The 26,647-nt window shown below is 43.3% G+C and carries 23 protein-coding genes; 9 read left to right on the top strand and 14 right to left on the bottom strand.

Translation table 11 applies throughout. The features are described from left to right. Positions 1-77: 77 nt before the first annotated feature. Positions 78-737 carry an alpha/beta fold hydrolase gene (locus I3249_RS01920; protein ID WP_238068287.1) on the bottom strand — a complete coding sequence of 220 codons (660 nt, stop codon included), beginning with the start codon at positions 735-737 and terminating at the stop codon, positions 78-80. A gap of 302 nt (positions 738-1,039) precedes the next feature. Here I3249_RS01920 and I3249_RS01925 point away from each other — a divergent pair, with 302 nt between their 5' ends. The 3 genes from I3249_RS01925 to xseB all read left to right on the top strand — a co-directional run bounded on the left by I3249_RS01925 (position 1,040) and on the right by xseB (position 3,616). Further along, on the top strand, positions 1,040-1,408 hold the full coding sequence (locus I3249_RS01925) for a hypothetical protein (protein ID WP_238068288.1): 369 nt from the start codon (positions 1,040-1,042) through the stop codon (positions 1,406-1,408). A gap of 371 nt (positions 1,409-1,779) precedes the next feature. Then, positions 1,780-3,312, top strand: coding sequence for an exodeoxyribonuclease VII large subunit (gene xseA / locus I3249_RS01930; RefSeq protein WP_238068289.1), 1,533 nt, complete (start codon positions 1,780-1,782; stop codon positions 3,310-3,312). A gap of 58 nt (positions 3,313-3,370) precedes the next feature. Beyond that, entirely contained in the window at positions 3,371-3,616 is a 246-nt protein-coding gene (gene xseB, locus I3249_RS01935; protein WP_101205385.1) for an exodeoxyribonuclease VII small subunit, read from the top strand. 85 nt (positions 3,617-3,701) lie between these two features. Here xseB and pncB read toward each other — a convergent pair whose 3' ends face one another. From pncB to I3249_RS01955, 4 genes are all read right to left on the bottom strand, one after another. Continuing rightward, entirely contained in the window at positions 3,702-4,928 is a 1,227-nt protein-coding gene (pncB, locus tag I3249_RS01940; protein ID WP_238068290.1) for a nicotinate phosphoribosyltransferase, read from the bottom strand. Between the two features lie 266 nt (positions 4,929-5,194). Further along, positions 5,195-6,106: an ATP-binding cassette domain-containing protein gene (locus I3249_RS01945; protein WP_238068293.1), complete on the bottom strand. Its 912-nt coding sequence runs from the start codon at positions 6,104-6,106 to the stop codon at positions 5,195-5,197. Between the two features lie 85 nt (positions 6,107-6,191). Continuing rightward, positions 6,192-8,120 (bottom strand): glycine betaine ABC transporter substrate-binding protein, encoded by a 1,929-nt coding sequence (locus tag I3249_RS01950; protein WP_238068295.1) that lies wholly within the window; start codon positions 8,118-8,120, stop codon positions 6,192-6,194. A gap of 423 nt (positions 8,121-8,543) precedes the next feature. Further along, positions 8,544-10,028 (bottom strand): coniferyl aldehyde dehydrogenase, encoded by a 1,485-nt coding sequence (locus tag I3249_RS01955; protein ID WP_238068296.1) that lies wholly within the window; start codon positions 10,026-10,028, stop codon positions 8,544-8,546. Positions 10,029-10,434: 406 nt separating this feature from the next. On the opposite strand from I3249_RS01955, the gene lipB reads away from it, so the two are divergent. From lipB to I3249_RS01970, 3 genes are all read left to right on the top strand, one after another. Beyond that, positions 10,435-11,274: a lipoyl(octanoyl) transferase LipB gene (gene lipB / locus I3249_RS01960; RefSeq protein WP_238068297.1), complete on the top strand. Its 840-nt coding sequence runs from the start codon at positions 10,435-10,437 to the stop codon at positions 11,272-11,274. A 194-nt stretch (positions 11,275-11,468) separates the two neighbouring features. Beyond that, complete coding sequence (locus tag I3249_RS01965) at positions 11,469-11,999, top strand: inorganic diphosphatase (RefSeq protein WP_057759479.1); 531 nt, start codon at positions 11,469-11,471, stop codon at positions 11,997-11,999. A gap of 157 nt (positions 12,000-12,156) precedes the next feature. After that, the gene (locus I3249_RS01970) at positions 12,157-12,621 is read left to right on the top strand and encodes a hypothetical protein (protein ID WP_102090957.1); all 465 of its coding nucleotides are present in this window, start codon (positions 12,157-12,159) and stop codon (positions 12,619-12,621) included. A gap of 146 nt (positions 12,622-12,767) precedes the next feature. Here I3249_RS01970 and I3249_RS01975 read toward each other — a convergent pair whose 3' ends face one another. The 5 genes from I3249_RS01975 to I3249_RS01995 all read right to left on the bottom strand — a co-directional run bounded on the left by I3249_RS01975 (position 12,768) and on the right by I3249_RS01995 (position 17,633). Then, the gene (locus I3249_RS01975; RefSeq protein WP_238068298.1) at positions 12,768-13,583 is read right to left on the bottom strand and encodes a sulfite exporter TauE/SafE family protein; all 816 of its coding nucleotides are present in this window, start codon (positions 13,581-13,583) and stop codon (positions 12,768-12,770) included. A gap of 113 nt (positions 13,584-13,696) precedes the next feature. Further along, positions 13,697-14,212 carry a flavin reductase gene (locus I3249_RS01980; protein ID WP_238068299.1) on the bottom strand — a complete coding sequence of 172 codons (516 nt, stop codon included), beginning with the start codon at positions 14,210-14,212 and terminating at the stop codon, positions 13,697-13,699. Between the two features lie 102 nt (positions 14,213-14,314). Further along, a complete protein-coding gene (locus tag I3249_RS01985) occupies positions 14,315-15,343 on the bottom strand; it encodes a methionine synthase (RefSeq protein ID WP_238068300.1) in 1,029 nt (342 codons plus the stop codon). A 54-nt stretch (positions 15,344-15,397) separates the two neighbouring features. Beyond that, entirely contained in the window at positions 15,398-16,435 is a 1,038-nt protein-coding gene (locus I3249_RS01990; protein WP_238068301.1) for a DUF1852 domain-containing protein, read from the bottom strand. A gap of 310 nt (positions 16,436-16,745) precedes the next feature. Beyond that, positions 16,746-17,633 carry an SDR family NAD(P)-dependent oxidoreductase gene (locus tag I3249_RS01995; RefSeq protein ID WP_238068303.1) on the bottom strand — a complete coding sequence of 296 codons (888 nt, stop codon included), beginning with the start codon at positions 17,631-17,633 and terminating at the stop codon, positions 16,746-16,748. Between the two features lie 235 nt (positions 17,634-17,868). On the opposite strand from I3249_RS01995, the gene I3249_RS02000 reads away from it, so the two are divergent. Beyond that, a complete protein-coding gene (locus I3249_RS02000; protein ID WP_197707720.1) occupies positions 17,869-18,270 on the top strand; it encodes a DUF1622 domain-containing protein in 402 nt (133 codons plus the stop codon). A gap of 89 nt (positions 18,271-18,359) precedes the next feature. Here I3249_RS02000 and dusB read toward each other — a convergent pair whose 3' ends face one another. From dusB to I3249_RS02020, 4 genes are all read right to left on the bottom strand, one after another. Beyond that, entirely contained in the window at positions 18,360-19,394 is a 1,035-nt protein-coding gene (gene dusB / locus I3249_RS02005; protein ID WP_238068305.1) for a tRNA dihydrouridine synthase DusB, read from the bottom strand. A 122-nt stretch (positions 19,395-19,516) separates the two neighbouring features. Then, the gene (locus I3249_RS02010) at positions 19,517-21,562 is read right to left on the bottom strand and encodes a BCCT family transporter (RefSeq protein WP_191115093.1); all 2,046 of its coding nucleotides are present in this window, start codon (positions 21,560-21,562) and stop codon (positions 19,517-19,519) included. 313 nt (positions 21,563-21,875) lie between these two features. Next, entirely contained in the window at positions 21,876-22,316 is a 441-nt protein-coding gene (locus I3249_RS02015; protein WP_238068306.1) for an HIT domain-containing protein, read from the bottom strand. 140 nt (positions 22,317-22,456) lie between these two features. Beyond that, positions 22,457-23,473: a hypothetical protein gene (locus I3249_RS02020; RefSeq protein ID WP_238068308.1), complete on the bottom strand. Its 1,017-nt coding sequence runs from the start codon at positions 23,471-23,473 to the stop codon at positions 22,457-22,459. A 204-nt stretch (positions 23,474-23,677) separates the two neighbouring features. Between I3249_RS02020 and I3249_RS02025 the strand changes: the two genes are divergently transcribed. Beyond that, positions 23,678-24,433, top strand: a complete 756-nt coding sequence (locus I3249_RS02025; protein ID WP_238068310.1) for a hypothetical protein — start codon at positions 23,678-23,680, stop codon at positions 24,431-24,433. 220 nt (positions 24,434-24,653) lie between these two features. Beyond that, entirely contained in the window at positions 24,654-26,540 is a 1,887-nt protein-coding gene (gene ilvD / locus I3249_RS02030; RefSeq protein WP_238068312.1) for a dihydroxy-acid dehydratase, read from the top strand. Positions 26,541-26,647: the final 107 nt, after the last annotated feature.

The following is a 26,647-nucleotide window of genomic DNA, read 5'->3' on the forward strand; positions in this document are numbered from 1 at the left end:
ATTTGGCATAGCGCTGGTGTTATCAAGCAAGCCATATCAAAACGGAAACCATTAAGCTGAGTTAGCTATGAATAAACTTAGCTATCCTGCCCAAAGCTATGCTTGTCTAATAAGCCCTTGAGCTCTGATAAGCGACCATGGAAGAAATGACCCGCGCCATCGACCACGCTGACTTCAATGCCTAATCGGTCTGCAAATACCTGCATATTATCAGGTTCAATCACCTCATCCGCATTACCATAAATCTCAAAAGTTCTATCTGCAGGCAAATTAATATCAGTACTGTCGTTTTTTTCGACTGATGGTGCGATAAGGGCGATTTTCGTTACTTCAAAGTCACCCAATCCCCATATATGCGCGGCTTCAAGCACTTGCTCAGCCACGCGTGCCGTGACATAACCACCAAAAGAAAAGCCACCCAGCCATAGCTTTCGAGCATTGGTTTGTTCAGCAATCCATTGTAGCACGGTCATTGCATCGACCACTTCACCTTCCGCATAATCATGCTCGCCTGTCGATTGGCCAACGCCGCGAAAGTTAAAGCGCACCACATGCATACCATTATCACGGGCAAAGCGATACATGGTGGTGACCACTTTGTTATTCATCGTACCATCAAACAACGGATTGGGATGGCATAGCAGCGCCACCGTGTCTGTATTTGGGTCATTAGGATTGTCATTTTGCCACAGTGCGTCAACCTCGAGCACGCCAGCAGGAGCAGGAATTAATTGCATAGTATTACTTATTAATAAAAAATGAATGGCTCAATTATCCTAGATACAATTTATATTTCAAGTGATTTGCTGTGTACGGATGCGACTTGTTTTATTTTTGGTCAATAAAGGTTGTCTGTAGTTTTGCAATATTGCTGTTCTTAAGATATTAAACTGGTTTATATCTAGGGCAAGGTTCATCGGCAATATACCCGTAATACAGCACACAATAACTGTCTAGACAGGTAATATCTAGATAAGCTACATTCATAAAGCTTTGCCTATAGCTAAGACGTTCTGCTTATATAAATCAGGAATTATTTATGAACACTTTTAATAAAACTGCCAGTTTGACGGCAACGTTAGTGGCTGCACTTGCTTTGAGCGCTTGTCAAAGTACGCCTTCCTCACCAGTTATCCAGCGTGCCAACTCTATCTATGAAACAACAGGTATCGCTGATACCAAGGTCAAAGCACAACAAAATGCGATCGATAGTGCGCAAAAAACCTGTCGAAGCAAGCAAGTGATTATCGTTGATGACAATGTAAAGTATAATGGTATCTTAAATGAGCGTACTGGCCGTATGGTTGGACAAGTGGGCGCAGTCGTTGGCTCAATCTTTGGCACTGGTTCGCCAGATTTGTCACGTAGCGATGATTATGAATACACCATTAACTTCCGCTGCCAATAAACATAGTCAATACCATATAAATCAGATACAGTGTCAGGCTCACTCAATCTACTATTTGTAGCACTTTCACTCGCCTTCCTTGTATCTGAATTATCTTGAACCGACTATATCTAGCTAAAAATACCCATCTACTTTTCTCTACACGACAACTTCTTTTAGACGGAAACAGATTTACGATCTAACCGCTAACATTAAGTGATATACAATCCTTCTTTGATTAAACAGCCAACAAACTGAGATATAGATAATATATCAATCAAAGCTTGTTGGCTTCGCTTTTTGTGCGCGCTGTTTTAAGTTAAACTGTTCCCTATTGTATTTAACCTGCCCTCATCAGCTTTTTCTGTTTTAATCATCTTTGGTCTTCTATCATGCGCAAACCCAATCTTTCAAACACCAAACAAGCCAAAGTATTAACGCCTGCTAAAGATTTGGCCACTCTAGAGGCAGAACTCGCTGAGCAGGAAGACCATCTAGAGGATACGGTCTTACGCCTAAGTGATTACTTATCAGCGGTTGAGATGGTCATCAAACAAACTTTTGACCACCGTGTCTGGGTAAAAGCTGAAATCCGTAATCTATCGAGTAAAGGTGGTCATTACTACTTTGAACTAGCAGAAAAAGACGACGATGGCAAAGTAGTCGCCAGCTGCCGTGGCAATCTCTGGCGTTTCAAAGCTGCTCGTATATTAGCTAAGTTTGAACGTGCGACTGGTATGCCGCTTGAGCGTGATTTGACCGTACTCCTTAAAGTATCGGCAGGGTTCCATGCCCAGTACGGCTTTTCAATCACCATTGAAGATATTGATCCTAGCTATACGCTAGGCGACTTGGCCCGGCAATATGCAGAAATGGTTGATCGCTTAACAGGCGAAGGGTTATTACATCTCAATCAGCAGCTACCTACCCCTTTTGATATCGAGCATGTACTGGTCATCGCCCCTGAAAAGGCGGCTGGTTTAGGCGATTTTCAAGCAGATGCCGATCGCTTAGCCAGTACAGGTGCGTGTCACTTCCACTACCATAATGCAACTTTTCAGGGCAATCATGCGCCCGCTGAAATCCGTCAAGCCATCGTTAGCGCCCAGCAGCAGTTTTACGATACTTATCAGCGTCTACCAGACTTGTTGGTCATCATTCGCGGCGGCGGTGCAGTTGGTGACTTGGCTTATCTCAATGATTATGAACTGGCAGCTTTGGTTGCTGAGCAGCCCGTCCCTGTCTGGGTGGGTATCGGTCATGAACGTGACAAAGTCATCTTAGATGAAGTGGCACATACCAGTTTTGATACACCCTCAAAGGTGATTGCTGCTATCCATAGCCACTTGGCCCAGCTCGTCACTCAGACGCTACAATATCAGGCACAAATTAAGCAAGCGGCTCAGCGTCAATTGAATACTGCTGAACAACAAACTGCGCGACAGTTGAGCCAAATACAGTCGCAAACGATTGGGCAGCTCACCGCTCTACGAAAAGACAGTGACTATGCATGGCGCAGTATTCAACAGAGTGCCCAGCGCCAAGTAAAGCAAGCAGTCAGACTGACGGCTGAGCGATACACACAAACGCAAACCTTGGCGCATCAACAGCTCGCAAAAGCCGCTACCAATAGCAAAAGTCATCAAGAGACAATCATGCAGAACGCGCAGCAGCAAATTGTGCAAGCACAGCGCGATAGCGAACATCTACGTGACATCGTGCTATTACATCGACCGTCTCGCGTGCTCAAGCAAGGCTACACCATGCTCACGGATGCTAAAAACAAGCAGACTCTCACTAGTAGTACCCAACTCTATCCTGAACAAACCGTTCATATCATTTTAAAAGATGGCAACGCAAAAGCGCAGATTCTCGATATCACTACGGATAAGAAAGCGATAGAAACTTCAGGCACTCCAACTTAACCACATAATAATATCTACAGATTACTCATCTACTTACCTTTAAAAATTAGGAAATTTTATGACTACCCCTACTCGCCGACGCAAAAAAGCCGCCCCAAAAACCTTTAAGGCGGCTTATGATATTTTAAAGACCAATGCGGCTGAACTACAGCAACAAGACGAGCCTGATATTGATAATCTAATGACAACGGTCGAAGAGTCTATTGCCGCTTATCGTGTTTGCGAGACTCGTATCAATGCTGTACAGCAAGCACTGGATGCAGCCTTTGCCGAAGAAAAATCTACTAGCAGTGTTGATAGTTAAATAAAAATCAGCCGCTAGATAGCAGCTGATTAGTTAAATTAGTTACATCAAGCTCATTTGACACTGTCACAGCCTTATATTTAGCTTATTCAGGCTCATCAACCTCAAAGACTTGGCGCAGATAGGCAAGATACGTGTCGTTATTGATCATGGTCTTGCCTGGGCTATCAGACAGCTTAGCGACTGGCTGACCATTGCACTCTACCAATTTAAGCACGATATTAATCGGAGTAATGCCCATATCATTGGTCAAATTGGTGCCGATGCCGAAACTGGTTCTAATGCGACCTTTAAAGTATTGATGCAGCTCCCACGCCTTCTCTAAATCCAACCCATCGCTAAAAGTTAGAATTTTAGTTTTTGGGTCTATTTTTAGCTTCTCATAATGGGCAATTGCCTTATCACCCCAAACATATGGGTCGCCGCTATCATGACGCAGACCGTCGAATAACTTGGCAAAATATAAATCAAAATCACGTAAGAACGCATCCATTCCAACCACATCTGTCAATGCAATACCCAAGTCGCCACGGTACTCATGCACCCATGCTTCAAGCGCGGCCTTTTGTGAGTCGCGCAGACGCACATCTAATGCCTGAAACGCCTGCATAAACTCGTGCGCCATCGTGCCTATCGGCGTCATTCCTAATTGTTTGGCCAAATACACATTTGATGTACCACCGACTATCTTTGGCTCGGCTTTATGTAGCGTCTTCACTACATGTGCCTGCCAGCGTCGACTAAAACGTCTACGCGTGCCAAAATCAGCGACTATAAATGGCGGCGTATCTTGACCGTACTGAGTTTGTTTTTCGGCATATTGATGTAATAGCGCTACTTTTGCATCGAGGCGACGTTGTCCTTCTTCAATCACGCTGTCATTAGATAGCGCATTAAAATACAGCTCATTGACAATAGCCAATACGAATACTTCAAAGAACATCGCTTGAATCATTGGCCCTTCGATATCGATAAACAGGCGACCTTTATCGTCTGTACTTACCGTAATAAAACGACGTTTTAGCTTAAATAATTCTAGATAATCAACGAAATCTGAGCGAATAAATCGTAGGCTACGTAAGTACTCTAGCTCATCTGGCAAAAAGCGCAATTCGCATAAGCTGTCTAGTTGCTGCTCTAGATCTTTTTGGATATCAGCCAACGGATAGGCTGCATCTTTATTGTTACGGCAGCGAAAGCGATAAACACCATGGGTTTGCGGGAACTGATGCAGCATGGCTTGTAACATCGTAAATTTGTACAAATCATTATCAAGCAATGAAGTAATAATAGGTGCATAAGAAACGGTCATGCTATGGCCTTAAAATTGCAAAATAAGAAACAAACGTCATTTGATAGACAAAGCGACATCATATGTGGACGATAAACAATACACGCTCATTCATTATGAGCCATCGATAAACCGTTCAGTATAACGAAGTTTGGTATTTATTTCAGAGTTCACTTTTGATTGCCGAAAAAGAACAGTAAAATTCCAATAAAACAATTACTCAGACCATTCATAAAAACATCGTATAAGTCTATCCTGAAAATCTATTCATAGATGGTTAACACGGCTTACGCTTTTGCACTCATAAACTGCTCCACATAATCATCAGCAGGATTGTGCCGTAACTCGCTTGGCGTCCCCGTTTGTATGAGTCGACCACCATTTAGCATACTGATACGCTGACCTACTTTGACAGCTTCATCGATATCATGGGTAATAAATACAATGGTTTTGCTCAATCGTTCTTGCAATTCGAGTAATTGGTCTTGCAGTTGAGCGCGAATGAGCGGATCAAGTGCAGAGAACGCTTCATCCATTAGCAAAATTGGATTATCCGTCGCTAAGGCACGAGCCAAACCAACGCGCTGCTGCATACCCCCTGAGAGCTCATCAGGGTAGCTGTTTTCCAGATTTGATAGCCCGACTTCATTCAGCCAATGTCGAGCCGTTTCATGTCGCTCGTTTGCGCTCATTTTTCGGACACGCAGCCCATAAGCGACGTTTTGTATAACTGTCATGTGTGGCACTAAGCCGAAATGCTGAAAAACCATGCTGACTGTCTGCTGACGATAATGCTGCAACTGCTTATCGTTGAGCGCTAAAATATTAATAGCCGTAGCAGAGCTTTCTTCTACTGCCTTACTCATATTATCTATCACTGATTGCCTATCAGCCATCGTGTGAGTCGCATGATCTCTATTCAGAGCAGTATCTACCCATATCTCACCACTGGTTGGATCGATCAAGCGGTTAATATGGCGTATCAGCGTTGACTTGCCCGAGCCTGATAGTCCCATGATGCAATGCAACTCGCCTGCCTTAATATCTAAATTAATATCATACAGACCAACCGAGTAGCCCGTTTGCTCTTTTACCTTGATGCTATCCATACCCTCAGCCAGCAATGCCAATGCAGACTGTGCTTGCGTAATACTGGCATTATAAATCTTACTGATATTTTTTAATTGGATATGAGTCATCGGTGCTCTCACTATTCATGTGGTTTTTATCATTAGGGCTTCGGTCGATTACCATGGATTCAGTCGTATGCCACTAGACAACTTTCTATCCAATCGGACGTCTGCCTGCTTCGATGGTTTTTTGACGGGTACGCTTACCTTGACCAAATGCTTGCGTAATACGGTCAATGATAATGGCAACGATAACGATGGCCGTACCTGCTTGTAGACCTTGACCGATATTGAGCGTTTGGATAGATTGCAATACATCTTCACCAAGCCCAGGAGCACCAATCATTGAGGCCAATACCACCATGGCAAGTGACATCATTACGGCCTGATTGATACCTGCCATAATACTGGGCAACGCTTGTGGCAATTTAATCCAAAGGAGCAGCTGTAGGTGGGTACTACCAAAGGATCGTCCTGCTTCGACCATTTCATGATTGACTTGCGTAATCCCTAATGTCGTCAGACGAATCAAGGGTGGCAGCGCATAAATTACAGTCGCGAATAACGCAGGCACTTTACCAATACCAAACAGCATCAGCACTGGTATGAGATATACAAAACTCGGCATGGTCTGCATGATATCTAGCACTGGCGTCACTATCTTGCGTAGCAGTTTGCTACCTGACATAGCGATACCAATAGGAATACCAATCACCACCGTGACCAGTACCGATACGATAAGCAGCGCTAAAGTATCAATTAATGCGCCCCATAAACCAAAAGCGCCAATAAAAAACAGCCCTGCTCCACATGCCAGCGCAAACCAAATCTTGCGAACACCAAACCAGCCAAGCACAGTCACAAATGCAATAATCAACCAAGGCGGGATAACCGTTAATAATCGTTCAATAGGTAGTAGCAGATAAGTAAGCGCCATCGTGCTAATAGTACGAAATACATCACCATAGTTTTGGACCACATTTGCTAAGGCATTATTGAGTGGGGTCTCAAGCGACCATGAAGGAAAGCTTGAGGCAAGCGCTGACGCATTGATATTAGATGCAGTTGTACCGGTAGAGGTAGCACCCGTTGAGCTAAGACCTAACTTGGTAGCGAGATTGGTAGCGGCTTCATCGGACAGCCATGCTTGCCAAACTTCTGGGTTGTCACGCAAAAACACCATGGCTTGCTCATCGCCAGTGTGTTTACTTTCGCTCATCTCCAAGATAGCACCGTTTAGCTCATCAGAGGTAAATTGCACCTTTTCAAAGACAGCTGCTAGTTCAGGATTGGATTCGACAAACGGGGTAGAAACGGCAATACCTAGCGGCGATACTGGGAATCCTGACACGCAATCCATCTTACCATCAGCGAGCAGCAGATTTTGCCAACAAGCATCCTCATAAGCTGGAAACTCTAATGGCGCAAGGTCATATTTTGCCATTAGCCCAGTGGGTTGCCAGTAGTAAAACAACAGTGGCTTATGCTGTTCAAAAGCGGAGGCAATTTCGGCATCGAGAGCAGCACCTGTACCAGGGTGTGCGTTGTTGAAAAGGCTGTCTAGACCGGTGGTTTTTAGCAAACGTGTGTTAAAAATCTCACACGTCCAACCAGAGGGACAGTTCATAAAACGTGATCTACCAGGATCTTCAGGGTCTTTAAATAGCTCCGTATATTTAGGCAAATCTTGATAGCTGCGTAGTCCTGGGTTCTCTTCCAATACATATCTTGGGACATACCAGCCTTGAGTTGCACCACCTTTTAGCGTATCGCCGATGATGGCCACTTTATTTTGCTCAATGGCTTTTTCCATGATTGGCGAACGGCCAACCCACTGCTCCCCGATGACCTGAATGTCATTCTGTGAGAGCGCTGTATCAAGTGCAGGCCCTGCTCCTGGTACTTCTTCTACTGTGCAGCCGTATCCGTCTTCTACGATATATTTGAGTACGCCGGAGGTAAATTGCCCACTCTCCCAGGTTAGCGCCCCAAATTTAATCGGCGAGTTGCAGGCTGCAGACGCCGATACAGGCAATAGTATCGCGCTCATCCACAGTAAGCTTAATGCAATCCATTGGCGCATACTCTTTCCTATTATTATGTTGTATCGGCATGAAATCACTATCAAAACAATAGAACTAAAAAACAGCTGAAAGGTCTATATCAAGTTTACCAATGCTGGCTCTAGACCATTCAGCTACTATCTACTGTTGTTTAGACTTACTACAAAGTGTAGCGATTTATAGAAGTGATGACAAACGCTTATTTGTAGATTAACGCATTAGATAAATTTACGATAATTTTGATAAAGCTCTTATGACACGTCGCTCTTAATTTGAGAAATCTATGTTTGTAAATTCATATTTTAGACAAAAAAATAGCACCTATCTGGATAGGTGCTATTGGTTATGATATCGACTAAAAAAGGTCACTATTAATTTCTATAGCTACTATAAAATGTCTAATTCAAGAATTGTTATTTTAAAGACTGTTATTTCAAGAACAGTTATTTCAAAAAAAGCGCCATCGCCTTTTTAAACAGTCCACCATAAGGCGGCAATAATAAATTCAAGCCATTGAGCTTAGTTTGGACAAAAATCGGCTTCATATGGCTGAGACGTTCAAAGCCAGCCTTACCATGGTACGCACCAGTACCAGAGTCACCCACGCCACCAAACGGCAAGTCGTGCTGAGCCACATGTATCAAAACTTCGTTGATACATAAGCCACCCGAGACCGTATTGTTACGCACGTTTTCGATACTGCTGTAATTGTCACTAAACACATATAGTGCCAATGGCCGTGGACGCGAGTTCACAAAGTAAATGGCATCATCAAGCGTCTCATAATGCATCAGCGGCAAAATCGGGGCAAAAATCTCATTTTGCATGAGGTCGCTGTCAGGCTCAGGCTCGCTGACGATGACTGGCGGCATTAAACGGGTCTCTATATTAGATTCAACGGCAGTTAACGCATGTAACTCGCCGCCTGTTAGCGCATCTAGATAGCCTTTTACCCGTTTGAACTGCTCACCATTAATAATGCGAGAATAATCTGGGTTTTCTTCGATATCAGGATAATGCTTGGTCATCCACTCTTTTGCGAGTTGGATAAACTGGTCATGGTATTGACGATGAATCAAGACATAATCTGGAGCAATACACGTCTGCCCAGCATTTAGTGTCTTACCCATCATCACTCGATTGACAACAGACTCTAGATTGGCATCATCTAGTACGATTACAGGTGATTTACCACCAAGCTCAAGCGTCACTGGTGTTAAATTGGGCGCAGCGGCAGCCATTACCTTTTTGCCCACCGCAGTCGATCCGGTATATAGCAGATGGTCAAATGGTAGCTCACTAAAGGCGGCGGCAATCTCAACTTCACCGAGCACCACACAGATCATATCTGGCGAAAAATAACGAGCAATGGCGTCAGCAAACGTCTGAGCAAATTGCGGCGCGGCCTCACTCATTTTGACCATAATGCGGTTGCCCGCGGTGATTGCATCAATCATCGGGCCAATTGCTAAAAATAATGGATAGTTCCAAGGCACCATAATACCGACCACACCCAATGGCTGAGGCTGGATTTCATTATGGGCTGGCATATACAGCGCTGAGATCGGCGCACGATGTGCTTTCATCCATTTTTTGCCGTGTTTTTTGGCGTGGCTAATACCGGTAAAGCTAGGAAATAACTCAGCAAACTGCGTCTCTGACTGGCTACGATAGCCAAAGTCTGCACTAATCGCCTTTGCAAAACTCTCTTGGTTGTCACTCAGCATCACTTCTAGATTATCTAGCTGCGTCGTACGAGTGCCCCAATCATTGATTGGCTGGGTGCGGCTTAACATTTGCAAGCGTGAAAATTGCGCTTTCATCTCATCGATAGTCGTCGCCGTACTTAGGGCTTCAGGCACACGCTGCAGCGCAAAACCGGTCTCGGTCACTGCCTGCTCATGGGCGCTTTGGTTGCTATCTGTCATTTGTCTTCCTTGTCATAATCATAGTAATAGTCATAAGGTTTGTAGTCACTACATTATATTGGGTTAGAGGCTCTATCTTTCTAGTCAGGTGCACTCTTTGATAACCTACTCTGACTATAAATTTCATCAGATTCCATTCATCACACTTTAATGTAGCGCATCGACTGAGCAATGAACAGCACCTTTGGTTGACTACTGCGTCTGTACTAGCAGCACCGCTATGAACCACTTGCCACTGTTCTATACCTATTATTTCGTCAGCCATTGCTAGCTGATTGCTATTAGCATTTACGCCATTTACAGACATTGCGAAACTATATATCTTTGGGCGATAGTCGCCAAAACTGCTACACTACTGATGAGCATTATTTATTTTAAACTTGATAATAATAAGACAGATACTCTCATGCAAAATGACACACAACCCCTTAATGACACGCTTGTCAGCAAATCTCTCTCAGCGGCCGATTATGTCCCTACTCTCGATGCGATGCTAGCACGCACCCTTGAACGTATCGATCTAAAGAAACGACAAGAGCTGCGTACGCCTGATGAATTATGGATTGTAGATCATAACGACGTCTACACGCTTGGACAGGCAGGTAAAGAAGAGCATATATTACAGCGTACTGACACGCCTATCATCAAGACCGATCGCGGTGGTCAGGTGACATGGCACGGTCATGGGCAGCTGGTTATCTATTGGTTGTTTGACTTAGACAGTCTCAAATGGAGTGTACGCAATCTCGTCTCCCATGCTGAGCAAGCGATAGAAGACGTCATCAATGACTGTTTGAGTAGCTCACCATCTAATAGTGATAATATCAGTGCTCATGCACGCCGCGATGCCCCAGGTGTCTACTTATATGCAGATACTGCTGCAACAGATGACCGCACCTCTACAGATGACAACTCTCTTGATAATAAGATTATGCTTGGCAAAATGGCCTCGCTAGGCTTTAAGATTAAGCATGGCTTTAGCTACCATGGCATTGCGATTAATCTAAACTGTGACCTGTCTTCATTTAATGCCATCAATCCTTGTGGCTATGCCGGCATGCAGATGTTGCGATTGTCTGACTTTGTAGCCATGCAGACAGATTCAGAGCAAACAGAGCCAGAGGCGCAGACCGAGCAGCAAATGAGCGATTCATTCAGCTATGAGACAGTCACTCAAAAACTTATTGATAACATCGCTAAGCGTCATGCTGGGTTGATTGAGTTGCGAGCTATCGCGCCCAAGTAAATTTTGAGTCCGTTTTTGCATAATCTTTTTTTGCATAATATCTTGCACGCTTAGACTTAAGCATTAAGAGAAAATTCAGTACAAACTTGCTATAATCGCATGCAGTACAAATCGGACGCAGCAACTATCCTTGCTGTCTCCCTAGCTCAACCCCTTATTCAAACATTTAAAACAAAAGCAAATTGGAGCATTTTATGGCAGATTTTAACAAAATTTTGGACGCAGGCGACGTAGACGGCGGCATCATCAACGTAGTAGTAGAGATCCCAGCTGGTAGCAGCCATAAAATTGAGTGGAATCGCGAATTAGCAGTATTTGAGCTTGACCGTATTGATCCACAGATTTTTGCCAAACCTTGTAACTATGGTTTCATCCCACAAACACTTGACGAAGACGGCGATGAGCTTGACGTATTGCTATTGACTGAGCAGCCACTACCGACTGGTATTTTCTTAAAAGCCAAAGTTATCGGTGTGATGAAGTTTGTCGATGATGGCGAAGTAGATGACAAAATCGTTGTCGTACCTGCTGATGACCGTGACACAGGCAATGCTTACAACAGCTTAGAAGACCTACCAAAGCAGTTGATCAACCAGTTAGAGTTCCATTTCAGTCATTATAAAGACTTGAAAAAAGCTGGTACGACGGTTGTTGAATCTTGGGGCGATGTCGCAGAAGCGAAAGAAGTCATCAAAGAGTCTATCCAACGCTGGAAAGATCTATAATTATCAAATATTGGCAAAAATGCCAGTAACGATAAATAATAAAATACCGCAGTCACCATAGTGGCCGCGGTATTTTTTTGCTTGAACATTGCTTATCTAACATGGTTATAATGAGCATATCACTCATTCACACTTATACGCCGTAATAAGGACAGTCATGTTTAACCCCGACCCTAGCGCAAAAACGGTCAATACCAAGTTGCCAAGAGACGTCATTATGATGGTCGAAAAAAACAACCTAGTAATGGCCATCAAAACTTTGGCGGCAGACGAAAACATCAGTATGGATGAAGCCAAAAGTAGAATTGATGCTTATGAGACCCAGCTGAAAGTAAAGCAACAACAGAAGCTCAATACTATCGCTAGTAAACAAGGCATTCCAAATCAAGCCATCAGCTTTGATAGAGAGCAAGAAGAAGACGAGCCTGGGCCATTGGTAAAAAATCGTGTCAAAACCACCAAACAGAGTCAAGGGTTTAAGGGGCTGCAAGACGGTGTCGATAGTCAGCTAAATGACTTAGGCTATAAGAAACCTCTATTGCCTTATTGGCTAAAACGATTGCTCGTGATCGCTGTCTTAATGATAGGAATGTTTTGGATATTATGGCGAGTATTTGGTTAAGTGATTTAGCTAAATAAGAAACTGGTTCGACATATTCCCTATAAAACTACATACCGACTAGCTACAATTTAAGAATGTAGCTAGTCGGTATGCTAATTGAAAACCTACCGTTGAATCCTTTCAAGCGTCCATTAATCTTAAACTACTTAGAGCAACCCTTTATATAAAAAGTAACAGCCTACGACGGTTAACAGTACCGCAAAGCATTTTTTCAGCAACTGCGGCGATAATGCGTGAGCAACTTTTGCGCCTAGCTTGGCGGTAAAAAAGCTCATGATACTAATACCTAGAAAAGCATAGATGTGAACAAAGCCAATCGTATTGGGCACGTCGACTTGAGCTTGCATACCAAAGAACATAAACCCTAGCGCACCTGCGATGGCGATCGGCAATCCACAAGCAGCCGAAGTACCAACGGCTTTTTGCATCACTACACCGTAACGCGTGAGATAAGGCACGGTTAAACTACCACCGCCAATCCCAAAAATAGCAGAAGCGATACCGATACCAGCTCCTGCTGCTAGTTGCTTAGGCTTTGAAGGTAAAGCTATATGGACATTACCAGCTTCGTTACTTGCTTTCTTTTTGCCGCCCATAAACATTTTATAAGCGACCCAAAGCAAAAACACACCAACAATCAACTGCAGATATAACCCAGATATCTGTCCTGCTATCCCTGCCCCTAAAAAACAGCCTATTGCTAAACCTGGCGTCAGATTTTTAAAGACAGGCCACATGACTGCGCCTTTTTTGTTATGCGCCATGAGCGAGCTTATGGACGTGACAATAATGGTCGCCAGTGAAGTACCCAAGGCCAAGTGCATAATACTGTCAGGACTGTAACCCATTTGCGTAAAGACAATAAATAGCAGTGGTACGATAATAGTGCCACCGCCTACTCCAAATAGCCCCGCAGCAAATCCTGCTAGCGCCCCTATTATTAAAAAAGTTATTAATTCCACAGGATAGTTACTTCTTATTTAGATTTAATGAGATGATTATTATAGTTAAATGACTGCTTAATGTTGCACGAGCAATAGCCCATAGGCTCAGGGGTTGGACTATAAATACTGGATTAAATAAGTTCCACTTGCCCCACTCTAGAGTAGGCACGATTGAAGTAAACCAACCCTTCATCAGTGCCGCCTTGTGACTCAGCCTGATTGACGGCGACAACGCGGCACATAAAGACGCTATGCGTGCCGACTTCTTGAATTTGTTCAATCTCACAATCAAAGCTGACCAAGGCATCCTCCAACACAGGAGCGCCTGTTTGTAATTGTGTCCAAGAACCATATTCAAACCGTTCTTCTGAACACAATTTAGAGGCAAAAGCATTGGACAGCTGCTCATGTTGCGCGCCTAATACATTAACACTTAAAATCTTATTTTCCAGAAAATAGCCATGTGACCGAGACGTTTGATTCATACAGACAAGCAAGGTCGGCGGTGTGTCTGTAACACTACATACTGCCGATGCTGTAAACCCATGTACGCCCGTTGCACCTGCTGTGGTCACCACATTGACCGCAGTCGTTAGCAAAGACATGGCATCTCTAAAGTCAGTCGCGTCAATCCTATCTTTAATCATTGCTTCAATCCCGAGAAACGTTAAAAAATAACGTTAAAAAATTGTGCTTCAATTTTAGTTTTGCAAAGGAAATTCTTTAAATAGAATTTCCCTTGCAAAACTCTAAGCAGTCAGTTCTTGACGAACGATTTGAGCACCAGCGCTCAGTGCTGCGAGCTTACCACGTGCGACTTGGCGAGACAAAGGTGCCATGCCGCAGTTAGTCGCAGGATACAGCTTGTCAGCATCGACAAATTGTAGCGCTTTGCGTAGCGTATCTGCCACTTCTTCTGGTGTCTCGATAGTGTTGGTTGCCACATCAATGGCACCAACCATCACTTTTTTACCACGAATCAATTCAATCAGATCCATGGGCACACGTGAGTTTTGACACTCCAGTGAGATGATATCGATTTTCGACTGTTGCAGTTTAGGAAATGCTTTTTCGTATTCGCGCCACTCTGAGCCCAGTGTCTTTTTCCAATCAGTATTGGCTTTGATGCCATAGCCGTAGCAAATATGGACAGCTGTCTCACATTTTAGGCCTTCAATGGCGCGCTCTAAAGTCGCAATACCCCAGTCGTTCACATCATCAAAGAACACGTTAAATGCAGGCTCATCAAACTGGATAATATCAACGCCAGCCGCCTCTAATTCTTTTGCTTCTTGGTTCAGGATTTTAGCAAATTCCCAAGCCAATTTTTCACGGCTTTTATAATGACCGTCATATAACGTATCAATCATCGTCATCGGCCCTGGCAACGCCCATTTTATTGGCTGATCGGTTTGCTGACGTAAAAACTTGGCATCATCAACGAACACGGACTTCGGACGGCTCACCGCACCAATGACTGATGGCACGCTCGCATCGTAGCGATTACGGATTTTGACCGTCTCACGCTTCTCAAAGTCGACACCATCAAGGTGTTCGATGAACGTAGTTACAAAATGCTGACGAGTCTGCTCGCCATCACTCACAATATCAATCCCTGCATGCTGCTGCTCTTGCAATGATATACGCAGCGCATCTTGCTTGGCTTCAAGCAACTGCTCGCCCTCTAACGCCCAAGGTGACCAAATTTTCTCAGGTTCTGCTAGCCAAGACGGTTTTGGTAAGCTGCCAGCGGTAGACGTCGGTAATAGTAGTTTCATACGATTTATCTTCTAGTTAATTTATTTTTTATTATGTTGATGAGTGATGCTCAGTTAAGCGGCTTGCTTCCTAGCCGCTTTCTTGTCAGCGGCTTCTTTTTGAGCAGTCTCGCCTGTTACATCATAGCTTGCAGCCCATTCCTCAAGGATGGTTTGATACGGCTTGATAAAGTGTGTCTCAGTAAATCTGCCTTGGGTTACTGCCATCTGACTACGTTCGGCGCGGTCATAGACTACTTGCGTCAATGAATAGTCTTGGTAATTCAGGCTAGGTTGATACACTTGTCCAGCGCTTGAGTTGGCATTGTAAATCTCAGGACGGTAGATCTTCTGAAAGGTCTCCATGGTACTGATTGCACTAATCAGCTCAAGATCAGTGTAATCACTGAGCAAGTCCCCTGCAAAATAAAATGCTAATGGCGCGGCGCTACCCTCAGGCTTAAAATAACGTACCGTTAAGCCCATTTTATGAAAATAGTCGTCGGTCAACGAGTATTCATCTTGCTTGTATTCAATGCCCAATACAGGATGCTGATTGACAGTACGATAGTAAGTCTTGCTGGTTGAAACGCTCAGGCAAATCACTGGTTTTTTGTGAAAATGAGCGTTGTAAGCCTCTGAGTTCAATAAGTATTGAAACAGCTTGCCGTGCAATTCACCAAAATTATCTGGCGTTATGGATGCTAGGTTTTTGTCACGATGCTCTAGTAACACAATACTAAAGTCATAATCACGCACATAAGATGAGAAACTGTTGCCAACCATCCCGTCGATACGCTTGTTTTCTTTATGATCCACAATCGTGGTTTTTAGCGTTTCGATAATAGGGAACGTCTGACCATTGCCTTTAACATCCAGATCGACAGAGATGATATCAACTTCAACAGAATAACGATCTGCTGTCAGATTGTCCCAATGCGCCAATGCATTGAATCGATTATTGATCATATTTAACGTTTTGCGTAAGTTCTCTTGGCGGTGCTCGCCGCGTGCCAAATTTGCAAAGTTAGTCGTCAGACGCGTGCTATCTGCAGGCTGATAGTTTTCGTCAAAACGAATGTGCTTAATTGAACAATTGAATTCTTTACTCATGGTGATCCGCTACCTTATTTATCTGAGATAAAACCAAATCTTTGTATGAGGTGAATCATACCGAAATCTAAACATGAATAAAAACGATACAATTTAAACATAAGATGAATTTCATTCATCTTCCTGAAAATTAGATATATAAAGGAAATTGAATAGCAGAAGTTTTGAGAATTCATTTAACGTATAACTAACCCCTTCCCATACTGGCGGCGAAGAAGATTTTTATACTGCTTAAGAGTATTTGAGGCATTAAAAAAGGACACCGCAGCGTCCTTTTTTATTCTAAATCAAGGCTCATATACAGCCTATTCTAATGATGCTCACCAGGCAGTATTCTGGCAAAGGCACGCTGAGCAAGGTTTGGTTTCTTATCAGTAGTCAGTCCAGCGCGGGTGCTTGGAAAAATACGATAACCCATCGATTGAATACCAACGTTGATTGCTGGTGCTAGTGAATAAGTGGCTGATGCAAACTTACCCATGTTGCTGGCAATACTGTTTGGTTTATGGACAATCGCTTTGGCAACCATCATCGCCGCTTCATCAGGCATTAATGCAGGCATGTAGCGGTACAACTTAGTAGGCTCAATCATCGGGGTACGCACCAATGGCATAAAAATATTGGTAATCGTCACATTATCGCCCTTCACTTCAGCAGCTAAGCAGCGGCTAAAGGCATCCAATGCCGATTTTGAGGCGACATAAGCGGCAAAACGCGGACTGTTTGCCAATACGCCAATAGAGGAGATATTCACAATTTGACCAGTCTGACGTTCAATCATCCTCGGCAAAAACCCAAGAACTATTTTAACCGCGCCAAAGTAATTGATATCCATAGTACGCTCAAAATCATGGAAACGATCAATAGACTCGTGAACCGAACGCCGAATTGAACGACCAGCGTTATTGACCAAGACATCAACATGTCCGAAATCTGCCAAAATTTGCGTGCTAACTTTTTCGATATCATCCATATTGGTCAAATCACAAGGGTAATAACTGGCATTGCCACCAAGCTCCTCGATACTTTCTTTAACGGCTTTTAGTTTGTCTTCGGTACGTGCTAATAAGATAACATGCGCACCGCATTCACTAAGTAAATATGCTGTACGCTCACCGATACCACTTGAAGCACCTGTGATGATAATATTCTTACCTTTGACAGCTTTGGTAATTGCTTTTTTCGAGAGATTGGCCATAAAAAGTCCTTTTCGTTTATTCTATAGTTATTGGTATTCGGTTATAGCATAGCAAAAAAATGTCGTAGGGAGTGAACAAAACCATAGTGGGCGTTAGCTAACGGAACTTTTACAAATTTCGTCGTCGACATAGATATTTATAGATACATTTTTAGCTTATTGTTAATTACTAAGTGTTAAGTACTAAGTGTTAAATGCTAAGCTTTTTTCTAATCAATTATGAGGAGTATTTGCTTTGATAGACACACTAACTCACTATATCGACTTAATTGCCAAAATGATCGAAGTCATTGGCGTCCTCATTATGTTTTTTGGGCTATTTCTTGCTTTATATAGAGCTTTTCGAGCGTCTGGTCATTTCAACAATGATACTTATGTTGAAATCAGACAGACCGTAGGCAAATCTATATTGTTGGGGTTAGAAGTGCTGATTGCCGCTGATATAGTGGCTACTGTCGTCACCGAGCCATCTCTACGCAGCGTACTGGTGCTAGGTTTTATCGTACTGATTCGAACCTTTTTAAGCTTATCGTTACAGGTTGAACTAGAAGGTCGATTCCCTTGGCAAAATAGAAAGCCCGCGCCTGATAAACCGTCTGATACTGACAATCATACTGTGCCAATTGATAAAGCATAGCTGATATATAAAAGCGCTATCAAAAGGCAAGACGTAAAAAGCACTATGAAAAGTAACTAGCACGAGTTTATAAAACAAGATTCAAGCAATTACTGCTCGTGCGCCTGCAAAAAAGTCTCGACCACTTTGAATTGCCCAACGGTACTTTCTTCACCATACATCGCCTGTCTAAAGGCGTTAGAGTTTGGAATGCCTGTCGTATACCAAGCGATATGTTTGCGAGCGATGCGGCAGCCTGAGTACTCCCCGTAGAAATCATAAAGCTCTTGCAAATGGGCCAGTACGATCTCTTTTATCTCACTAACGCTCGGTGCCTCTAGGCGCTCGCCAGTACGCAAAAAATGCTCAATATCACGAAATATCCACGGCTGACCTTGTGCAGCACGCCCAATCATCACCGCATCACAGCCAGTCATCTCATACACGTGTTGAGCTTTTTGTGCGCTATCGATATCACCATTCGCAATGACAGGAATACTGATACTTTCTTTGACTTCGCGTATTAGCTCATAGCGCGCATTGCCTGTATACATGTCTTCACGCGTACGTCCATGAATAGCAATCGCTGCAATACCTGCCTGCTCAGCACGCTTGGCGACTCGTAAGATGTTTTCACGACCGTTTTCAAAACCTAGACGTGTCTTTAGTGTGACAGGTGCATTCACAGCATTGACCGTGGCATCTAGCAATCGCGCGACCAAATCTTCGTCTTGCAACAATGCAGAGCCTGCCAGCTTACGACAGACCTTTTTCGCCGGACAACCCATATTGATATCAATAATCTGTGCACCATTATCAATCTGATATCGTGCCGCTTCAGCCAGTTTGTCCGGCTCAGCACCTGCTATCTGCGCCGAAATAGGCGCAATCTCATTGTCAAAATTGGCACGATACAAGGATTTTTTGCGCGCATAAAGTGCCGTATCAGCGATGATCATCTCGCTGACCGCATGACCTGCGCCAAATGACTTACACAATCGGCGGAAAGGATTGTCCGTCACGCCTGCCATCGGTGCGACCATCAAACGGTTTTCAATCGTCAGGCCACCGATATTCAATGGCTGTAACAATGGATGGTCAGACAAAGTCGAGGAAGAAGGTAAAATGGGAGAATGAATAGACATAAAAAAAACGGCTTGATTTGTAAGGAAAACAAGCCGTTATTCTAAGGATTCCTGCGTTTATTGCAAGCGATTAACGTGAATAGCTTGCATAAGCATTGGTCGTTTTTAATACATCCCATGCATTATTTATCAAGCACACTGCCCTGCTCTAGTGTGATGTCATCATCATGCTCCTGCATGCGCCACGGCAGGCTATCAGGCGACACATTGAGGAAATGTAAATACTTCTCAAACTGATCGATAATGTCATTAATCACTGATTCAGATTTGTAGCCGTATAAGTCATAGGTCTGACCACCACGGCGTAGATACACCTCAGCGCGATGATGATGCTCTTGTGGCAAGGTATCCGCACTGTCTTCAGTATAATAATCAGGCGCATCATGCTCAGATAAGCGCACCTCATACCAAAATTCAACATCGTCACCGCGCTGTAGCTCTAATACGGCTCGGTTATTAACCGCGTCATAGTTGACCTCAGTCGTCCAACCAGTTTCTGCAAATTTAGACGACACCTCCATCATCGAAGGCATAACCACTTCTTTGATATAACTTAAGACCTTTTCACGCGTTGGCTTATCGGTCATATAGTCAATACGCTCGCGCCATGCAGACGGTTTGAGTAGATGCGGCGGCAGTCTGTTGTCATTACCAAGGCTCTGATTACGATGTCCTTCGATACGCAGCGCACGCCACATGCCAAACATTGAAATAAGAATAATAATCGCAAATGGTAACGCACTAACGATAGCCGCTGTTTGTAGGGCTTCTAAACCACCTGCAAGTAGCAATACTGCTGCGACAGCACCTTCAGTTACTACCCAAAAGCTACGCTGCCACCATGGTGTATCACTGCGACCACCTGCCGCTAGCGAGTCGATTACCAATGAGCCAGAATCCGAAGACGTCACAAAAAAGGTAATAATCAATAAAATGGTCAATGACGACACAAATTCAGTAAACGGTAGATTCTCTAACAGTTTAAACAAAGCAATCGCTTGGTTGTTTTGTACTTCACTGATTAATGAGGTATAACCATCGACCATAATCATGTGTAGCGCGGTATCGCCAAACACCGAAAACCAGAAGAACGTAAAGAAAGTCGGTACTAGCATCACACCCAAAACGAACTCACGAATAGTACGACCACGGCTAATCTTGGCGATAAACAGACCTACAAAAGGTGCCCATGCAATCGTCCATGCAAAAATAAATAAAGTCCAGCTGCCGATCCAATTGCTATTTTCGTATGCCTGCAAGCTAAAGGTACGTTCAACGATGTTACCTAAATAACTACCCGTATTTTCCATAAAGGCATTCAAGATAAAAATGGTCGGACCGACAACAAATACGAACAGCATCAACGCAGTTGCCAATAGCATATTTAAAATAGATAAACGTTTTACACCCTTATCCATCCCTGCCAACACCGATACCAATGCCGCGGCGGTCACCAAAGCAATGGCAATCACCTGTACGGTCGTATTCACTGGAATGATATCTGGCAATAGATAATTGAGTCCCGCATTGATTTGCGACACTGATAAGCCAAGACTGGTAGCAATACCAAACATCGTACCTAATATCGCAAACACATCGACTGTATGACCGATAGGGCCATGAATCCTGTCACCGATAATCGGGTATAGCGTCGAGCGTATTGATAGTGGTAAACCATGACGAAACGCAAAATAAGCTAGTGATAAACCAACGACACCATAAATTGCCCAAATATGAAAACCCCAATGAAAATACGCAATTTGCATCGCTTCTTTTGCCGCGGCGATAGTTTGCGGATCCGACATTGGCGGACTTGAAAAGTGCATCACTGGTTCCGCTACCCCATAAAACAGTAGCGCAATCCCGTAACCTGCCGAAAACAGCATGGCAAACCATTCAAGGAATCCGTACTCTGCCTCAGCATGATCAGGACCTAGCTTGATACTGCCATAAGACGAAAACGCCAGTACAATAATGAACATCAAAAACAGTGCCACTGCCAGCATATAAAACCAACCGAATGTCTCAGTCGTAAAACTAAGCACATCACTAAACAGAGCACCCGCTGCCTCAGGGTTAATAGCCGTACCAATGACCAATAGCAGCATAATAATTGCTGCAGGTACAAAGACTGGTAATAAAATAGTCGAACGAGGTAATTTACTCATGAAAGATAATATCCTCAAAAGTTGACGATGCCTTTTTATAGAAAAGTTTTAATTAAGGCAAAGATTAGAAAATGTGGGTGAATGGTTATAATAATTATCACACTCTTTTCCAAAACCCTAGACAAGCGCTCAACTCGTAACATGACTTTAACGAATGTTACATGACTATTACCAAGAAAATAAAAAAGGCAGCTTGCTAGCTGCCTTTTGATTGTATATGGATTCTACTTTGGTAATTTATAATCTATAAATGCTCGCTAATTCGTAAATACCAGTATTTGTTGTACCTAAATAGAAGCATTCTGTCTCCTAACTAGGCATCAATCACTGCCGCCAACTTCTGCGCAATATTTGCCAAATCATTACTATCGGCTTGGGTCACTGCATGACGACCCAATTCATGGATACTTGATGGAATGAGGTGCACATGATAATGAAAGACCGTTTGACCTGCTTGTGAGCCATTCAACTGCATTTGGATAACGCCTTCACGCTCAAACACTTGACGCTGGGCTTGCATAACTTTTTTAGATGTCATTAATATCGCAGCAGCATACTCTGGCTCAAGATCGGCCAAGTCCACAGCCTTTTGCTTGGGTATCACCAATACATGACCTTCGGCTTGCGGCATGATATCCATAAAGGCCAGCGTTTTATCATCTTCATATACTTTATGATACGGAATATCACCATCTAACATTTTGGCAAAGATATTATTGTCATCATAAGTAGTCTGTTGATTCAATTCAGTCATTATTTCTTCCTTTAAAGGTTTTATTATTAGTTGATTAATAGCTTAATAGCTATCCAAAATAGATAAAAGCATCTGTCATATAGTGGACGAAATATGACTTTAGTACAAGTCAGCAATGTGAGTTCAAAGCGAACGAACCTCTAATAACTGAACTTTTTTACACACTTAAAAAAAATATTTTTCCAAAAAACAAACCAGCCATAAAAAAATCGGATACCAAAAACGATAAATATATATAAACCGTTGATATATAGATTATCGAACCATGCTTCTTGATCTATCAGACCTAACGTGAACCAGTTTGCATTGGTTAAAAAACCTAACATACCAATGGTCATAAAAAATCCAAAGATAAGTGACCAAGCGCAGCTACGTAAAAAAGACATGACGCTATGAATATTTCTGGGGTCAATTTGCTGCATTCCCATAAACTTTAGCGGCTTCCACAATACGATAGACAATGCCGCTAAGATAGGAACAAACATCATCACTCGGATAAAGTGGTAAAACATTGCGGCATCACCAAATGGAGAAGCTAAAAATGCCCATTCATCTCCAAAATATTCTTTCAGTATCTTTTCTTGTCCATTGTAATCACCAAATGACAAACTAAAGAGCTTCCTATTTTCGTTAAGTGGTGGCAGCGTTAAATTATTATGTACCCAGCCAATACAAGCATTGACCCAGTCAGGCTGCCACACTAGGCTCAGATCCCTTATCCAGCAGCGGGTATACAATATATCGAAGAGTATGAATGCAAATAAAAATGCCAGTGATAGCGTTTCTAGTCGGTTAGGTGGCAACTTGCCATTGCTAGTAATCTGCTTATGTACCTGCTCTCTTTGTTCAATATCTTCTATGCTGTCTAGCGTTTCATACACTTTGGCAGTGGCTTGAAACAGTTGACCATGACGCCCTTTTATCAAAAAATACCAAAATTTGGAGATGCTTAATGCGACACATAGGATTAAAAACCATACCGTATTAAATGCTAAATTCTGCATATCGTTGAATACTGGTATACGTATACCAATAGAAAACAAACCAACGAAAAACCAAAATAGGCATATGAGTAAATAAAAGAACAGATACTCTTCATAGAGACGATTTGATGTTATCCATTCTTGGATAGATTCGTTATCGGAGAACTTTTTCATTAATTCCTTTGCTTACATTTCCATCTAAATTATCGACTATATTTTAGATTATTTTAATAGACAAAATACGATTAATTTATGATAAGTCATTCAACTAAAGATATTATCTTATACGTATAAACCACCATCTTATCCCATTAATTTGTTGGCGAGTCATGCCCTTAAAATGTTATATTAACCCTCTATTTTAATAACGCTATGCTTATGGATTTGCCTACTTTGCCAACTCAAACAAATATGGATAACACTACCGCAACCCTTGATAATCAGGAAGAACACTCTGATATTGAGAGTGAAAGTGGTACTCAAACCATTGATCCGAACGCTATCATATTAGCAGAAGCATTGACTGATAAAGCCATCAGCTGGCAGATACACAATTGTAAAATTATAAAGAAGACTGTCACGCAAGATTTGCCACTGCCTTTTTTGTATCACTATGACAGTTTGGATGATGCAATCAAACAAACGCACCCGCTTACTCCTGAGCTACTAATTCAATTCAACACACCCATGTCGGCTCATGAAGCTGCCAAATTAATCGGCATTGACGAGGAGCTGCTGACCAGCCCTTGGCATGTGAAAATTATCGGCTCATTGGTGGTATTTAGTGAGGCATTGCAATTGGCTGTACGCCTACATTGGACCAATACGGGTAAAGAGACGCAGCAGGTATATATTAAAGATGCTGCCGACGCTATTATTGCCGCTTTTAAAGACTGGCAGTTTTTTGGTCGTGTAGACGTCCTGTATAAAAACACTAAGCAAATATTAATTAGTATTGACGAGCAAAACCCTAATACGCAGGCACTACCTGCCGAGTCACTGCTGACGATTGAAGCTAGTAGTGATTATCAGCAGCTACTGGCTACTCATGCGCTTGCAGCCATTGTAAAACTAGAAGCAGACAAAGCCGATCTTCCTTGGTTTGACAAAGCCATATTAGAACGTATTGAATAGATATTTTGAATAACTGTTTTTTCGCTCATCGCTTGTGATTATTAATTCGTTATTATTAATTCACTGTTACTAGCATATTGTTTTTAGTTATTCATATCTAATGGTATGGTAACGAATTAGTATTATTCACTAGTACTCACTCTCTATAAAAAGCACACTATCCCTATTAAAACTGAGGGTGCACATTTTAACAACCCCGCCTATTTGTAAGGAATATCACATGGATTATCGCTCAAAAACCTCTACCGGCGGTCGTAATATGGCAGGCGCGCGCGCATTATGGCGTGCAACCGGCATGACTGACGGCGACTTTGGCAAGCCAATCATTGCGATTGCTAACTCTTTCACCCAGTTTGTACCCGGCCATGTGCATCTAAAAGACCTTGGACAGCTGGTCGCCCGTGAGATTGAGCAAGCAGGCGGCGTTGCAAAAGAGTTCAATACCATTGCGGTTGACGATGGTATTGCGATGGGCCATAGCGGTATGTTGTACTCGCTACCAAGTCGTGATTTGATCGCTGATTCTGTCGAGTATATGGTCAATGCTCACTGTGCAGATGCACTAGTTTGTATTTCTAACTGTGACAAAATCACCCCGGGTATGTTGATGGCCGCCATGCGCCTTAACATTCCAGTGGTGTTTATCTCAGGTGGCCCAATGGAGGCGGGCAAAATATTAGCCAGTACCGTTGGTAAGAGCCATAATACTGATAGTAGTGACAGCAGTGCTGTTCGCAAACTTGACCTTGTCGATGCGATGATGGACGCTGCTGATGATAGCATCAGTGATGAAGACGTCGCTGCTATTGAAGCCTCAGCCTGCCCTACTTGTGGCTCATGCTCTGGTATGTTTACAGCCAACTCGATGAACTGCTTGACCGAAGCTTTAGGCCTAGCCTTACCAGGTAACGGCTCACTGCTAGCTACTCATTCATTACGCCGCGAGCTATTCTTAGAAGCGGGTCGTACCATCGTGTCGCTTGCTAAACGTCGTTATGAGCAAGATGATGACTCTGTACTACCACGCTCTATCGCTACCAAAGCCGCTTTTGAAAATGCCATGAGCTTAGATATCGCTATGGGCGGCTCAACCAATACCATCTTGCATCTACTTGCTGCGGCTAATGAAGCAGAAATCGACTTTAAGATGGCTGATATTGACCGTTTGAGTCGCGGTGTGCCTTGTCTGGCAAAAGTAGCCCCTGCCTCACAGAAATACCATATGGAAGACGTGCATCGTGCTGGCGGTGTCTTTGCATTACTTGCTGAGCTTGATCGCGCCGAGTTACTAAAAACTGATGTACCAACTATCCATAGCGCAACGATGAAAGAAGCGATTGATAAGTGGGATATCATGAACCCTGACAATCATGAAGCTCGCGCTCGCTTCCTTGCTGCTCCTGGTGGCGTACGTACCACAGAAGCGTTTTCACAATCAAAAGAGTGGTCAAACCTCGACGTCAACCGTGAGTCAGGCTGTATCCGTAGTGCCAAACACGCCTACTCTACAGATGGCGGCTTAGCCGTACTATATGGCAATATCGCTGAGCGCGGCTGCGTGGTCAAAACTGCAGGCGTTGACGAAAGCATCTTGACCTTTACTGGTCGTGCGCGACTATTTGAATCACAAGATGATGCGGTTGCTGCGGTATTGGCTGATCAAATCGTTGCAGGCGATGTGGTCATCATTCGCTACGAAGGCCCTAAAGGCGGCCCTGGTATGCAAGAAATGCTTTATCCAACGACTTATCTGAAGTCAAAAGGATTGGGTAAAGAATGCGCCCTACTGACTGATGGTCGTTTCTCTGGTGGTACATCAGGTCTATCAATTGGTCATGCTAGCCCAGAAGCTGCTGAAGGTGGGGCGATTGGTTTGGTTGAAGAAGGCGATAGTATTCATATCGATATCCCAAATCGTACCATCAACATGCAAGTAAGCGATGCAGACTTAGCTGCTCGCCGAGAAGCTATGGAAGTGCGTGGTCGTGATGCATGGAAGCCTGTCAACCGTGACCGTCATGTCTCGCCAGCATTACGTGCTTATGCTGCTATGACTACCAGTGCTGATACTGGTGCCGTCCGTGACGTGAGCCAAGTCGAACGCTAGTCTGTAAACTATTGATGATACAGACATACTGATAAAAATGTATTAAGCCTGCGCAACGCAGGCTTTTTTTTCACCAAAAAACAACGTAGCTGTCGTTTTGATAACTA

Source organism: Psychrobacter sp. Ps1 (assembly GCF_022129425.1).
Classification (GTDB): Bacteria; Pseudomonadota; Gammaproteobacteria; order Pseudomonadales; family Moraxellaceae; genus Psychrobacter.

Coding starts and splice junctions, on each gene's coding strand:
- I3249_RS01980 (WP_238068299.1), bottom strand. CDS start 14,212: ATGATTAAAGATAGGATTGACGCGACTGACTTTAGAGATGCCATGTCT.
- I3249_RS02025 (WP_238068310.1), top strand. CDS start 23,678: ATGGATTTGCCTACTTTGCCAACTCAAACAAATATGGATAACACTACC.
- I3249_RS01990 (WP_238068301.1), bottom strand. CDS start 16,435: ATGAGTAAAGAATTCAATTGTTCAATTAAGCACATTCGTTTTGACGAA.
- I3249_RS01950 (WP_238068295.1), bottom strand. CDS start 8,120: ATGCGCCAATGGATTGCATTAAGCTTACTGTGGATGAGCGCGATACTA.
- I3249_RS02020 (WP_238068308.1), bottom strand. CDS start 23,473: ATGAAAAAGTTCTCCGATAACGAATCTATCCAAGAATGGATAACATCA.
- I3249_RS02010 (WP_191115093.1), bottom strand. CDS start 21,562: ATGAGTAAATTACCTCGTTCGACTATTTTATTACCAGTCTTTGTACCT.
- xseB (WP_101205385.1), top strand. CDS start 3,371: ATGACTACCCCTACTCGCCGACGCAAAAAAGCCGCCCCAAAAACCTTT.
- I3249_RS01970 (WP_102090957.1), top strand. CDS start 12,157: ATGTTTAACCCCGACCCTAGCGCAAAAACGGTCAATACCAAGTTGCCA.
- ilvD (WP_238068312.1), top strand. CDS start 24,654: ATGGATTATCGCTCAAAAACCTCTACCGGCGGTCGTAATATGGCAGGC.
- I3249_RS01995 (WP_238068303.1), bottom strand. CDS start 17,633: ATGGCCAATCTCTCGAAAAAAGCAATTACCAAAGCTGTCAAAGGTAAG.
- I3249_RS02015 (WP_238068306.1), bottom strand. CDS start 22,316: ATGACTGAATTGAATCAACAGACTACTTATGATGACAATAATATCTTT.
- I3249_RS01965 (WP_057759479.1), top strand. CDS start 11,469: ATGGCAGATTTTAACAAAATTTTGGACGCAGGCGACGTAGACGGCGGC.
- xseA (WP_238068289.1), top strand. CDS start 1,780: ATGCGCAAACCCAATCTTTCAAACACCAAACAAGCCAAAGTATTAACG.
- I3249_RS01925 (WP_238068288.1), top strand. CDS start 1,040: ATGAACACTTTTAATAAAACTGCCAGTTTGACGGCAACGTTAGTGGCT.
- lipB (WP_238068297.1), top strand. CDS start 10,435: ATGCAAAATGACACACAACCCCTTAATGACACGCTTGTCAGCAAATCT.
- I3249_RS01955 (WP_238068296.1), bottom strand. CDS start 10,028: ATGACAGATAGCAACCAAAGCGCCCATGAGCAGGCAGTGACCGAGACC.
- dusB (WP_238068305.1), bottom strand. CDS start 19,394: ATGTCTATTCATTCTCCCATTTTACCTTCTTCCTCGACTTTGTCTGAC.
- I3249_RS01920 (WP_238068287.1), bottom strand. CDS start 737: ATGCAATTAATTCCTGCTCCTGCTGGCGTGCTCGAGGTTGACGCACTG.
- I3249_RS01985 (WP_238068300.1), bottom strand. CDS start 15,343: ATGAAACTACTATTACCGACGTCTACCGCTGGCAGCTTACCAAAACCG.
- I3249_RS01945 (WP_238068293.1), bottom strand. CDS start 6,106: ATGACTCATATCCAATTAAAAAATATCAGTAAGATTTATAATGCCAGT.
- pncB (WP_238068290.1), bottom strand. CDS start 4,928: ATGACCGTTTCTTATGCACCTATTATTACTTCATTGCTTGATAATGAT.